Annotated in this window: 11 protein-coding genes, 1 tRNA gene and 1 pseudogene; 8 read left to right on the plus strand and 5 right to left on the minus strand. The window is 55.2% G+C overall.

The window, feature by feature from the left end; all coding sequences use genetic code 11:
* Window positions 1-30: 30 nt before the first annotated feature.
* Window positions 31-528, minus strand: a pseudogene (locus GF111_RS20160) (IS5 family transposase); the annotation flags it as partial.
* Window positions 529-869: 341 nt separating this feature from the next.
* On the opposite strand from GF111_RS20160, the gene GF111_RS20165 reads away from it, so the two are divergent.
* A complete protein-coding gene (locus GF111_RS20165; protein WP_053056855.1) occupies window positions 870-2,357 on the plus strand; it encodes a hypothetical protein in 1,488 nt (495 codons plus the stop codon).
* Between the two features lie 7 nt (window positions 2,358-2,364).
* A complete protein-coding gene (locus GF111_RS20170) occupies window positions 2,365-3,129 on the plus strand; it encodes an ankyrin repeat domain-containing protein (protein WP_072271290.1) in 765 nt (254 codons plus the stop codon).
* A 209-nt stretch (window positions 3,130-3,338) separates the two neighbouring features.
* Here GF111_RS20170 and GF111_RS20175 read toward each other — a convergent pair whose 3' ends face one another.
* Both GF111_RS20175 and GF111_RS20180 read right to left on the minus strand, forming a co-directional pair.
* A complete protein-coding gene (locus tag GF111_RS20175; RefSeq protein WP_147191116.1) occupies window positions 3,339-3,590 on the minus strand; it encodes a CsbD family protein in 252 nt (83 codons plus the stop codon).
* 134 nt (window positions 3,591-3,724) lie between these two features.
* Window positions 3,725-5,221: a helix-turn-helix transcriptional regulator gene (locus GF111_RS20180; RefSeq protein WP_038876541.1), complete on the minus strand. Its 1,497-nt coding sequence runs from the start codon at window positions 5,219-5,221 to the stop codon at window positions 3,725-3,727.
* Window positions 5,222-5,450: 229 nt separating this feature from the next.
* Between GF111_RS20180 and GF111_RS20185 the strand changes: the two genes are divergently transcribed.
* From GF111_RS20185 to GF111_RS20200, 4 genes are all read left to right on the plus strand, one after another.
* The gene (locus GF111_RS20185) at window positions 5,451-6,422 is read left to right on the plus strand and encodes a YrzE family protein (RefSeq protein WP_038876539.1); all 972 of its coding nucleotides are present in this window, start codon (window positions 5,451-5,453) and stop codon (window positions 6,420-6,422) included.
* A gap of 1 nt (window position 6,423) precedes the next feature.
* Window positions 6,424-6,645 (plus strand): hypothetical protein, encoded by a 222-nt coding sequence (locus GF111_RS20190; RefSeq protein ID WP_047730162.1) that lies wholly within the window; start codon window positions 6,424-6,426, stop codon window positions 6,643-6,645.
* Window positions 6,646-7,339: 694 nt separating this feature from the next.
* Window positions 7,340-8,140 carry a helix-turn-helix domain-containing protein gene (locus tag GF111_RS20195; RefSeq protein WP_038876537.1) on the plus strand — a complete coding sequence of 267 codons (801 nt, stop codon included), beginning with the start codon at window positions 7,340-7,342 and terminating at the stop codon, window positions 8,138-8,140.
* A 20-nt stretch (window positions 8,141-8,160) separates the two neighbouring features.
* Window positions 8,161-9,435 carry a lactonase family protein gene (locus GF111_RS20200; RefSeq protein ID WP_224217749.1) on the plus strand — a complete coding sequence of 425 codons (1,275 nt, stop codon included), beginning with the start codon at window positions 8,161-8,163 and terminating at the stop codon, window positions 9,433-9,435.
* 94 nt (window positions 9,436-9,529) lie between these two features.
* Here the strand turns inward: GF111_RS20200 and GF111_RS20205 are convergent.
* Window positions 9,530-9,604: transfer RNA gene (locus GF111_RS20205), tRNA-Arg, on the minus strand.
* A gap of 129 nt (window positions 9,605-9,733) precedes the next feature.
* Complete coding sequence (locus GF111_RS20210) at window positions 9,734-10,660, minus strand: formate/nitrite transporter family protein (RefSeq protein ID WP_060434377.1); 927 nt, start codon at window positions 10,658-10,660, stop codon at window positions 9,734-9,736.
* A 229-nt stretch (window positions 10,661-10,889) separates the two neighbouring features.
* Here GF111_RS20210 and ccmA point away from each other — a divergent pair, with 229 nt between their 5' ends.
* Together ccmA and ccmB are read left to right on the plus strand one after the other, a co-directional pair.
* On the plus strand, window positions 10,890-11,522 hold the full coding sequence (gene ccmA, locus GF111_RS20215; RefSeq protein ID WP_047730165.1) for a cytochrome c biogenesis heme-transporting ATPase CcmA: 633 nt from the start codon (window positions 10,890-10,892) through the stop codon (window positions 11,520-11,522).
* Window positions 11,522-12,181, plus strand: a complete 660-nt coding sequence (gene ccmB, locus GF111_RS20220) for a heme exporter protein CcmB (protein ID WP_025303731.1) — start codon at window positions 11,522-11,524, stop codon at window positions 12,179-12,181. Before ccmA ends, ccmB begins: the two co-directional genes overlap by 1 nt.
* Window positions 12,182-12,186: the final 5 nt, after the last annotated feature.

The raw sequence follows: 12,186 nt of genomic DNA on the forward strand, positions 1-12,186 counted from the left end.
GCGCGCAATGCGCCAATATTAACACTTAATCCCGGTCATTCGCTGATTAGCCACTGCACGGTTACGGTCTGCATATTCACCGGGCCAGTAACCCGCACCTTTTCGGGGAGGGATAAGCGCGCTGATTTTCTTACGCCGCAGTTCATCGTGACAGAGCCGGGTGTCGTAAGCGCCGTCTGCCGATGCTGCCCTGATTTTTCTGTGAGTCTGCCGGATAAGACCCGGGAAGGCTTCTGAGTCCGTCACATTGTTCAGCGACAGGTCTGCACAGATGATTTCATGTGTGTTGCTGTCAACTGCCAGATGCAGCTTACGCCAGATACGGCGGCGTTCCTGGCCATGCTTTTTGACTTTCCACTCGCCTTCACCGAAGACCTTCAGCCCGGTGGAATCAATCACCAGATGCGCGATTTCACCCCGGGTGAACGTTTTGAAACTGACATTAACCGACTTTGCGCGCTTGCTGACACTGGTGTAATCCGGGCAGCGCAACGGAACATTCATCAGTGTAAAAATGGAATCAATAAAAGTATGAGTGATAAACCCAAGTTGATTAATATGTTCAGGTTATATATCAGGGCCCTGTTTACTGATTACCGTCATAGATTTTAAGGATTAAGATGATGAGATAACATGAACCGATAAATGACTTGTCTGCTGGCAGACTGAAATTAGAAATTGACGAGGTCTGACATAAACCTGTTAAAGATAAATGTGACGTAGAAGGAGAAACGGTGAAAAATAAGGCCGTTATTTCTTACGCACGTATCGGTCAAGTAGAACAGTAGGTATGATGAAAAACTGGCTCGTCCAGTGACGTTCACTGACAGACGAAGGGAAAGCCAGTAGCAAGCCGAAGGGAGGCCATTGTGCAGTTGATTTATTTTATGTCGGAATCGTTGGCGCCGGAGAAATTCGCCCGCATCCTCAATCCCGCCGATGCGCGTTATGAGCTGGAGCGACATTACCTGTTCGGCGGTTCGTCCATGTCGTCGATATCGAGCAGGCACACTATCACGCGCAATACGCAGTCCGGTATTGGCGTATCGAGTTACCGGGAAGATAGCGGCATGAAGCGCGGCGTGTTTGATGAACTAAAACGCGGCAGTTTGCTGGCCGTCGATGCAAGTATCGGTGCCTGGAGCCCCGTCAAATATCCGTTTTTCATCAATGCGCAAGGGCGCCTGCAGCGCTATCCCGGCAGTGTATTGCCGCCGCAGTACCCAGTCGAACGTATAATTCAACGTTATGAAGAGATGATCAGCCGATACGCCGCCAGGCCTAAACCAACTTCCTTGCCCCCGAGACAAAACACCGCTAAAAATCCGCCGCTGATGCAGGCGGTGGCCGCCGCCGTTGGCTCAAGCCTTACCGTCATCAAAGAGGTCGTTCGCCCAATGAGCAAACAGGAGCGTTGGCAGGCGAGAAAATATCTGATTGGTCGGGGGGAGCGAAGTATCTATCCGGATGCGCGGATTGCGGCGCAACGCCTGGCGCAAAATAACGTCGCGGTGGAAAAGGCCAAGCTGGCGCAGAATGTCTATAACACGACCAATCCGTTGGCGGCTACGCCTGGCGTGCCGGAAGGATGGCGGGATGTGAGTAATGACGGCGGTTTTTTGGAAAAATTGGAACTTCGCAGGGACATGCTTTTTGATAATGAGATCGAAGCAAACTTTTTGTCGAGAATTTATGCACCTGATAGAGCCGTGTTTGGCGATGATATGAATCCGACAGTCGTCTTTCGCGGTTCAAGAATGCCTGAGCTCCCTAATGGCAAATTGAATGCAGCGAAGAAGCTATTTATCGATCGTGAACTGCCGGAGATAAAAAATCTGGAAGACTGGACGAATAATTTCAATCAAGGTCGGGGGGCTGACTCTGAATATTATAAAAAGGCTGTTGCTATAGGTAAAAGATTAGATGGCTCTACAACAAAAATCGATATTTCAGGGCATTCTCTGGGGGGCGGTTTGGCTTCTGCTGCATCCATTGCTAGCGGTAAGCCAGGGTGGACATTTAATGCCGCGGGGTTGAATTCGAGTACCGTGGAAAAGTATGGCGGTTCCTTGGTGGGCCGTGAAGATATTATCAACGCCTACCGGGTGAAGGGCGAAGTTTTGACGAGGTTACAGGAAGTCGATCTCAGGCAAGATTTTATCGACGTTAATGGCAACCTTGCGTTATTGGCCGCGAAGGAAAAATTATCGTCGCATTTGCCGGATGCCGTTGGTGTTAAACACACGCTTGATGGCGGTGTGGGCAATATGGGTGACCGACATGGCATCCAACAAGTGATAGACTGCATCGAACAGGAAAAAGACGATGATATCGCCACAATCGGTCACAGGATATAGTAGCTTAATGAGACAAGTTTTTAACGTGTTCGCAGCGCTGTTCATCGCGATTGGATTGATGCTTACAACCGGATGTAAGGAGAAAGAAATGGACTTGCCGCCAGAAGGTTACTTTACAGGTCAACAGCTTGTGTTGGCTAAGGCTATCCGCGATGGGAATATCGGCGACATCAAACGGTTGGCGAAAGAGACGGATCTGAACAGCTCCGGTGAACACGATATGACATTATTGTTTTATGCCCTGGCGACGTCGACTCATGACAATGCCACGCCGGAACGGCTGCAGATTGCGACCGAGTTGGTAAAGGCCGGAGCCGATCCACTGCAACCTCGCCCCAATGGCGGTGCCAGTCCTGCTGAATGGATGGCAAAATTAGACAACGGTATTTGGTTAAAGGCATTGCTTGATGGGGGATTGTCTCCAGATGCTCGGGGCAAGGTAGACGAGTTACCTATCATATTTCAAACGTCAAAAGCCAGGAACTCAGAAACCCTGAAGGTTCTGGTTGCACATGGTGCGAACTTAGAAGCAAGAGATATTCTTGGCCAAACCGTGGTGATGGATGCTTTTAGGTATTCATCATTTGATAATGTTAAGTATCTTCTTAATAACGGCGCTAATCCTAACCCCATAAATAAGAAAGGCGTTTCCTTAGTTGAGATGGTCAGTAAAGAAATAAAAAACAGCAAAGAAGGCGGGGAGTATAATGACGAATGTCTGACCATCAAAAAAATGATGATCGAACGTGGGGTGAAATGGCCGAGGTCATAATTTTCGGATGCTGTGATAGATAGGGTATGGAAGAGATTTTTCCTGCGTTGAAACAAAGGCGAGCCATAGGTTTCTATAAATACTGATTGAATAAATCGATAAGGTCGCTCATCTCACCCGGCTTTATTTCCTGGCCGCGAAGAACCGCGCCCGGTGGTGACCCTCCGAGCGCGGCATTCAGGGAAAGACTGTGTGCTGGTCGGCGCGCATCAACGGCGGCGCAGCAGCAGGCCGGCCAACAGGCCAGCGCCGGCAATGAGGGCTAATGCGACGAGGGGGTTTTTCTTCATCATGCTGCCGGCGCAGCTCAGGGCGTCACCGTATTTTTCTTGCAGCGCGCCTGCTGCATAGCGCGTGGCGCCTTCAGCCTGCAAACGTTCGTTTCCGGTGACGTCGCCCGCCATTTCCTGCGCTTTGCCCGCCACTTTTTCCATCATGCCATTGGCTTTTTCGCTGTTCATTATGATGCGCTCCTAAGGTTCGATCCGTTTGGCTTCCGCACAGGGCGAAAACCTGCATTTGCACCTCCATGTTATGCACTTCACTTTGTGCCTATAAGGGGCGTTTGCATCGGTAAGGATAGTGCATTTGCAGGCTACTTGCCGTTCCTGGTGGCCGGCCCGCCGGTAAACAGCCCGCGCTCCCTGGCCCAGACGATGGCTTCGCTGCGGCTATGCACGCCCAGTTTGGAATAGACCGTCGCGACATGATTGCGAATGGTGTTGAGCGCCAGATTGAGGCGCGCCGCGATTTTCTTGTCCGGCAGCCCCTCGCAAATCAATTCCAGCACATCGCGCTCGCGCGGCGTGAGATCGCTGGCGTTAAATCCGGTCTGATCGGGCCGGTTGATGCTTTTCACGTTGGCCAGTTTTTCAATCAAGGTTTGGCTGAACCAGGAAGCGTCCTGCATCACTTCTTCGATGGCGCTCACCAGCTCCAGCTCCGAGCGTTTGCGTTCGGTAATGTCCATGAGCACCAGCAGGTAGCAGGGCGCATTGTGAATGCTGACGGCATCTGCCGAGGCCACGCAGTCGATCGACTCGCTCCCTTTCTTGCGCACCCGGATGTCCAGCCCTTCGACGTTACCGCTTTTTTCCAGCGCGGCAAACAAACGGCGGTTCGCCTCGGGATCGTCAATAAATTGGATCTCATCGACCGTTTTGCCGATCAAGGCTTCGGCGTCGTACTCGGTGGTGCGGGTGAAGGCTTCGTTGACGTCCAGCACGCGCCGCTCGTGCGCCGTACACAACAACGTCGGCACCGGGCTCAGGCGAAATGCCTTGGCGAACCGCTCTTCACTTTCCCGCAGCGCCGATTCCGCCTGACGCCGGGGTTCGAGATCGGTAAACGTGAACAGCATGCAGTCGTCTTCATTGATGTCCAGCGGTTGGCCGGCAACCACCACCAGCTTGCTTCCGCCACCGGGCAGTTTCAGCTCGGCCTCCATTTGCGGAATGGTTGCGCCTTCCCCCAGGCGCTGAATCGCCAGCTCTTTGTGCTCAGCCTGTTCCAATACGTCGAGTTCATAGACCGAACGCCCCATAACCTGTTCACGCTGGTAACCGGTCATATCGAGGAACCCCTGATTGACCTTGACGTAACGCAGGTCGCTTAGCCGACAAATGACCGCCGGCGCCGGATTGGCGTTGAAGGTTTTTTCAAAGCGCTGTTCGGCGCTGGCCCACTCCGTCGCGTCGCTCAGGATCAGCGCCAGCAGCTCCGGCTGCCCCTGCGCATCGGTGATAATCAGGCTCCGCAGGCGGTGCACCCAGAAGCTGTCCGGATCGTCGACCTGCCGAACTTCCACCACCACATCGGTGAAGGTCTCGCCATCGGCAACCCGGTTCAGCGGGTACTGTTCCAGCGCCAGCGGGTGATTGTTGCGATAACGCAGGGCAAACCGCGCTGCGTACTCGGCGGCATTGGCCCCCAAGGCTTTCTGGTGGCTCACGCCATGCATGGCCAACGCGGCTTCGTTGGCCCAAAGCAGCGTTTGATCGGTATCCGTCAGGATCACGCCGTCGGACAAGCCGGAGATGATTTGCTGCAGGTGGCCGCGGTGGGTTTCGCTGGCCAGGACGGATGGGTTCATGTGCTCTCCGCTAGACAGAAGGGGGAGCGGCCTCTGACGGGGGCCGCGGGTTACGCTACTCGCTGAGCAGCTTAGTGCATAACGTGCGTATTCGCAGGGTGTGAATGCACTAGTCATTCTGGCGCAAATGAACCGGGACGGCCGACAGCGCCGCGCGGCAGACTGGATTTGTCTGCGCGGTTATCCGCCGCGCGTGCAATCACTTGTCCAGAAAATATAAGGAACAACGATGACCACTGTCTATGAATCAAATCGCTTTGCGTTTCAGGTGTCATGGGGCTCGATATTGGCCGGGAGTGCCGTGGCGCTGGTGACTTATCTGATCTTCAGCGTGCTGGGTACGGCTGTCGGTGCCCAGGCCGTGGATATGATGCAAAAGGGCAACCCGCTGAGCGGCTTTGGCACCGGCACCGGGATCTGGCTGCTGGTTTCAACGCTGGCCTCGCTGGCCGCAGGCGCGTTCGTCGCCGGCCGCACCGCACCGAATCGCGGCGGCTTGCATGGTCTGCTGAGCTGGGCGATCACCACCTTGCTGACCACCTGGCTGGTGGTTTCATTGGCGAGTGGCGTGGTGGGGCTGGCGGGTAGCGCGGTGGGCAAAGGGCTTTCGCTGGCGGGCAGCGGCCTGGCGGCGGCAGCGCCAAACGTGGGCGAAGGCCTCAAGCAACAGCTGGATAAAAAGGGCATCAGCCTTGACTGGGGAAGCCTGGAAAACCAGTTGAACGCCACGCTCAAGCAGACCGGCAAGCCGGAACTGGATCCGGCTCGGTTGGAACAGAAGGCCGATAGGGCGACCGCCGACGGCAAGCAATCGGCCATGGACGCGGCGGCCGATCCGGCGCGGGCCGCCTCCGAGCTCAAGCAGTGGTTCGACCGCGTCAAGCAGTCCGGCGAGCCGACGTTGAGCGCGGCCGATAAGGATGCGTTGGTGAATATCGTTGCGGCGCGCACCGGCAAGAGCCGTGATGAAGCGAGCCAAATCGTCGATAACTACGCTCAGGCTTATCAGCAGGCGGTGCAGAAAGTAGAGAAACTCAAGGCTGAGGCCGAGCAGAAAGCGCGTGAAGCGGCCGATGAAGCGGCTAAACAGCTGTCGCGCGCCGCATGGGGGTCGCTGTTGGTGCTGCTGTTGGGCGCCGCGCTGAGCGCCGGCGTGGGGAGGATTGCCGAATCAACCCGCCGCACCCTCGCGGTAAGTTGAGATGAAAAAAAACCTGTCGTGCATTTCGCTGAATTATCGAAGAGTAGCCGGGGCTTCTGCGCCCGTACTCGTTATCGATTTTTGCAACGAGAACAACGAGCGCTATACCCTGCGCTACAACCTGCCGCCGGATACCCCGGAACGCACCGAGCGGCGGGTGTCTTTGCTGCTGTATCTGTTGCGTAAGCACAGGTCCGCAGAGATCGACAACCTGGCTGATTGATCAGTCCGTGAATGAAAAGCCCGGCTTTGCGAGCCGGGCTTTTTGCTGCGCTTGGTCAATAAAGCGTGGCACAAGCAGACGCGGTACTGTTACGAGGGAAGGGGAGGCGGTTCAGCGGGGCACCAGTGGCGAGCCAATTGACATGGAGGGAAAATAGGGCATCGAACAAGGTTTGTTGAAACGTCGATTCTTCACCGTGCGGGAGAAGATAAAAAAGAAACTTGCAATGACGATCTGTGATTATCGGGCCCGAGGTTAAGATCTTGCGCTTATCCGCCGCATCTTCCTTCGCCACCGTTCATACTTTTTCGTATTCGGCTCAATAGTTTTATCAACCGGCCAAACAATAAAACACGATTTAATTTTTGATGATGAAATTCCTATTCGGCCATGCCCGTGGAACGTAAAAAAACACTTTAAGATAAAACAATTAACATAAAGTGTGATTCACCCTGGCGGGGCAAATGCATCTTTAATGGATGCACTTTGCTTGGCGCATTTTTTATTCACGGATTTTTCGCAAGCGTATTTGTATAACATGATCATTTTCAGTTATTTATACGATGACTTTTCCTATGCCGTAAAAATTGCATTGACAGGGTGAATTTTTTTAGGATTAATCTTAATGACTTGATTTGAGAGGTTAACGATTTTAATAAAAAGGACACGGTTTTTATAAAGGCAGGGAGCGCTCATGGATTATAGAAAGGATATTCTTGTACAGGTCTTGGAGTATATGGAGAAAAATATTATAGAGGGGCTTTCCGTTGAGAAGGTTTCCATTGTCTCGGGTTACTCTAAATGGCATTTACAGCGGTTATTTAAACATTATTTTGGCATTACGTTAGGGACTTATATCAGGAATAGAAAGCTGAGCCGGTCCGCTGTCTTGCTCAAACAGCATCAAGGTAACATATTGGATGTCGCCCTGGCATCCGGGTTTGCATCTCAGCAATGCTACACGCGGGCATTCAAACGTTTCTTTGGCGAAACGCCCAACAGCTTTAGGAACAGCCGGGGATGGGATTTCTCCACCCAGATCCCACCGTATGGCAGCGACAATAAACCCTATTTTTATCATACGGTCATGCCGGATGATATCGACATGTTGAAGCAGTACAAGGCATTGATTTTCCACTCCGTCAGGAAGTACAGAGATGCCAGTGACATTACCCAGACGAATGATAAATGGCTCAGTAAAAATGGGAGGGCTTATAGCGTAGAAAAAAGAAAAGGGGGGCGGCCGCATGCCAACGGCAAGGAGCAAGAGGTTTTTCATTCCATATTTAACTTCTATATACCCATGGGGAAATATATTGTCATTCCCTTTATAGGGGAGCTGCCTGAGTATATTGCCTTTTTTGAGGGTATCTATGACGCCCATCTGCCGGCTATCAATGTCAAAATGAGGGAGAGCTTTTTCATCGAATTATACAGGCACGAGCATTTAAACAGTAAGATCATCAATGTCGATATACTTATTCCTGTGGCGTAGTGTTGAGGAAAGGAGGCATCATGAGTATAGAAAAATCCTCTGGCTCGATTAATAAACACCGCCGCGCGCTCTTTATGCTACCTTTAACGTTGCCTGCCTTTGGCAGAGTGAACGTTAAAGGTTTGGGCAGGCAGGCTATTCAATTAGCGCTGGCATTAACGCTCTTCATGTTTTCAGGAAATGCGATGGCAAATAATCGGGAACAGCATCAAATAGCGTTAGTCGGCACCTGGACCCATATTCCGGATGCGCCGGCCGTGCAGAAGCCGATACGCCGCAGTGAAGGGCTCTATCGTCTGGCGGTTAATGGCGACGGCACGTTAACGCTGCTCGATGCCATTAAAATGAAAAGCCCGTCGTGGATCGTCACATCCCGCGATGGCCGCTTCGCCTATGCCACCAATGAGGAGGACGCGGGAACGGTGACCGCCTTGGCGATAGACCAGGCTGGCAGCCTGCGGGTGCTGAATACGGTGAGCAGCGCGGGTCGGCAGCCGACGCATGCCACCCTCAGCCCGGACGGCAAGTTTCTGTTGGTCGCCAACTACTCCGTCGCCAAAGGCGGCGCGGGGGTGACGGTATTGCCGATTGGCAGCGACGGCAGGCTGGGGGAACGCGTACAGCATTATCCGTTTACGCCCGGCTCCGGCATCGTGCAGGGGCGCCAGGAAGGCGGGCATGCGCACTCCACCACCTTCAGTCGCGATGGCCAATACCTGTACGCGGCGGATCTCGGTGGCGATAAGCTGCACGCCTACCGCTATCGTTCGGATAACGCGCAGCCGTTGCAGGCAGATGCTTCGCGCGATGTCGCCTTTGCGCCCGGCGCCGGCCCAAGGCACATGGTGTTCTCGTCGGCAGGCGACTATGCCTATGTCATCACCGAAATGGCGGGCGAGATCGAGGCGTTTGCCGTTAACGACAATCGATTGACGCGGCAAGGGAAAGTGAAACTGAACGGCGGCCTCGATTCGGCGGAGGCGAAAAGCGGTGGGGCCATTACCCTGAGCCCGAGCGGCAGATATCTTATTGCCACCAATCGCGGCACCGATAACCACCTGCTGGTATTAAAAATAGGCAGGGACGGTCTGCCAGGCGTGCCGACGCGCTATGAGGCCGGCGGCATTGAACCGCGTGCGCTCGCTTTCGATGCTGGCGGTAACCATCTCTATGTGACGAATGTATTCACCAATAGCGTGACGCTGTTCGATTTCGATGATGAAAAGGGCGAGTTGCAGGCCAGAAGGCTGGCGGCGACGATTTCAACGCCGACGGATATTAAGTTTTTTAATTGATGCCAATTATAACGCTCGGCGACAATCGGACCTGAACAGGGAAAAGGGGCGGATTGCAGGTGCAGAGGATGAGGAATAGCGTGATAAGAAAGAATGGTGTCCCCGACTGGAATCGAACCAGTAACTAGCCCTTAGGAGGGGCTTGTTATATCCGTTTAACTACGGGGACGCTGCGGACCGGCAACCGAAGCTGCCGGGGCATTATACCTTTTTTTACCAGCAGAATAAGCGCTTAGCGGCGCGTTTGCTCAATACCTCGCCATTTTACGCCGAAATTTCCTCGGCTAACCGACCGCGATCACGGTTTTTCCCCGCCGTGGCGCCGCTTTTCCTCTTGCCGACGCGCGGCCTGGTTTTTGGCGCACAAATCGTTGCGGATCTGCGCGTGGCTTATCAGCGCAAAGATAAAGGTGCCGCCGATGATGTTGCCCGCCAGCGTCGGCAGAGCGAACGGGTAAATGAATTCTTGCCAGCCAATCGCGCCGTTGAACACCAGATACAGGATCTCGACCGAACCGACCACGATATGGGTCAAATCGCAAATTGCCACCAGGTAGGTCATCAGCACGATCACCCAGATTTTCGCCGCGCCGGCGGCCGGGAACATCCACACCATGGTGGCGATGATCCAACCGGCCAGGACGCCGTTGGCGAACATTTCTCCCGGCGTATGGCGCATCACCTCTTCGCCCAGGCTGACGAAAGCGCCGCGCGTTTCGGCGTCGAACAGCGGCATATGGGTAAACGCCAGCGCCGCCAGCCCGGTGCCAATCAGGTTGCCGAGCAGCACCACACCCCACAGGCGCAGCAGGATCAGCAGGTTGCGCGGCGTGGGCTTATGCATGATTGGCAATACCGCCGTGACGGTGTTTTCGGTAAACAACTGCTGGCGCGCCATGATGACAATGATGAAACCGAAGGTATAGCCGAGGTTCTCGATGAAAAAGCGGCTGGGATCGTCCGGCAGGCGGGCGTGGAAAATGCCTTTTGCCGCCAGCGAGGCGCCCATCGACAGCCCGGCGGCGATCGCCGACCACAGCAGCGCCAGCCCGTCGCGCTCCAGCTCTTTTTCGCCTTCCATCCGGATCTGTTCATGCACCGCCGCCGCGCGCGACGGCAGATTCTCTTCCCTGACTTCGATTTCGCGCTTGCCCTGTTCCTGCTCCTCGCTCTCTACCTGCATCGTCTCATCCGGCTCGTGCTCCTGGCGCTGCTGCTCGCTCATGCTGTCGCTCCTGCTCATTAAGGGTGAGTTCACGTCATTAAGCGTAGTTGCCCGGCCCAAATGCGGCGAAATACAGAAAAAGGTAACAAGAGTTAAAATCCGCCGATTTTTTCCACGCATTCTTGATCCTGCTCGCCATATTGGCTCGTCGGCGCGCCCGCCGCGGGCTGCGTGCGGGGAAAGGCTTATGCTATGATTCGCTATCCCAAAGAAAAATATGAGTTCCCCGATGCTGGAAGCCAAAAGTCTGAGTTGCGTGCGCGATGAGCGCATCCTGTTTAGCGAGCTAAGCTTTTCAGTTCAGCCGGGCGATATCATTCAGGTAGAAGGGCCGAACGGCGCGGGCAAAACCAGTTTGCTGCGCATTCTCGCCGGCCTGGCGCGGCCGGACGGCGGCGAGGTGTGCTGGCGCGGGCGCAGCACGCTGCGCGATCGTGCGGGTTACCAGCAAGATTTGCTGTTTATCGGCCATCAGCCCGGCATCAAAGCCGTATTGACGCCCTTCGAAAATCTGCAGTTTTATCAAGCGGTGCGCGGCACAACCGATCATCCGGCCATCTGGCGCGCCCTGGAGCAGGTGGGGCTGGTGGGTTACGAGGATCTGCCGGTGGCGCAGCTGTCCGCCGGGCAGCAGCGGCGCGTGGCATTGGCGCGGCTGTGGCTCAGCGCGGCGCCGCTGTGGATCCTCGATGAGCCGCTGACGGCGATCGACAAACAGGGCGTAGCTGAGTTGATTAGCCTTTTTGAACAACATGCGCAGCGGGGCGGCATGGTATTGTTGACCACCCATCAGGATTTGGCCGGCGTCAGCCAAACGGTAGGTAAAGTTCGTTTGGCGGAACATGACGCGGGGGGCCTGTGATGTTTTTGACCCTGGTGCGCCGCGAACTGAAGATCGCCTGCCGTAAAGGTTCGGAGATCGTCAACCCGCTGTGGTTTTTCCTGATTGTGATCACGCTGTTTCCGTTGGGGATTGGCCCGGAGCCACAGCTGCTGGCGCGCATTGCGCCGGGCATCGTGTGGGTGGCGGCGCTGCTGGCCTCGCTGCTGTCGCTGGAGCGGCTGTTTCGCGACGACTTCCTCGACGGCTCGCTGGAGCAGCTGTTGCTGCTGCCGACGCCGCTGCCGATGACGGTGCTGGGCAAAGTGTGTGCTCACTGGGTCGTGACGGGGCTGCCGCTGCTGATCCTGTCGCCGCTGGTGGCGCTGCTGCTGTCGCTCGATATGCAGACCTGGCTGGCGGTGGCGGGGACGCTGCTGCTCGGCACGCCGACGCTGAGTCTGATCGGCGCTATCGGCGTGGGGCTGACGGTCGGCTTGCGCAAAGGGGGCGTGCTGCTCAGCCTGCTGGTGCTGCCGCTGTATATCCCGGTGCTGATCTTCGCCACCGGCGCGATCGACGCCGCCTCGATGGGCATGCCGATCGACGGTTACCTGGCGATACTCGGCGCGATGCTGGCGGGCAGCGTGACATTGGCACCGTTTGCCACCGCGGCGGCGCTGCGAGTGAGCGTGCACTAGCTAAC

Source organism: Serratia sp. HRI (genome assembly GCF_010119335.3).
Classification (GTDB): Bacteria; Pseudomonadota; Gammaproteobacteria; order Enterobacterales; family Enterobacteriaceae; genus Serratia; species Serratia nevei.

Coding starts and splice junctions, on each gene's coding strand:
- GF111_RS20170 (WP_072271290.1), top strand. CDS start 2,365: ATGAGACAAGTTTTTAACGTGTTCGCAGCGCTGTTCATCGCGATTGGA.
- GF111_RS20175 (WP_147191116.1), bottom strand. CDS start 3,590: ATGAACAGCGAAAAAGCCAATGGCATGATGGAAAAAGTGGCGGGCAAA.
- GF111_RS20180 (WP_038876541.1), bottom strand. CDS start 5,221: ATGAACCCATCCGTCCTGGCCAGCGAAACCCACCGCGGCCACCTGCAG.
- GF111_RS20185 (WP_038876539.1), top strand. CDS start 5,451: ATGACCACTGTCTATGAATCAAATCGCTTTGCGTTTCAGGTGTCATGG.
- GF111_RS20190 (WP_047730162.1), top strand. CDS start 6,424: ATGAAAAAAAACCTGTCGTGCATTTCGCTGAATTATCGAAGAGTAGCC.
- GF111_RS20195 (WP_038876537.1), top strand. CDS start 7,340: ATGGATTATAGAAAGGATATTCTTGTACAGGTCTTGGAGTATATGGAG.
- GF111_RS20200 (WP_224217749.1), top strand. CDS start 8,161: ATGAGTATAGAAAAATCCTCTGGCTCGATTAATAAACACCGCCGCGCG.
- GF111_RS20210 (WP_060434377.1), bottom strand. CDS start 10,660: ATGAGCGAGCAGCAGCGCCAGGAGCACGAGCCGGATGAGACGATGCAG.
- ccmA (WP_047730165.1), top strand. CDS start 10,890: ATGCTGGAAGCCAAAAGTCTGAGTTGCGTGCGCGATGAGCGCATCCTG.
- ccmB (WP_025303731.1), top strand. CDS start 11,522: ATGTTTTTGACCCTGGTGCGCCGCGAACTGAAGATCGCCTGCCGTAAA.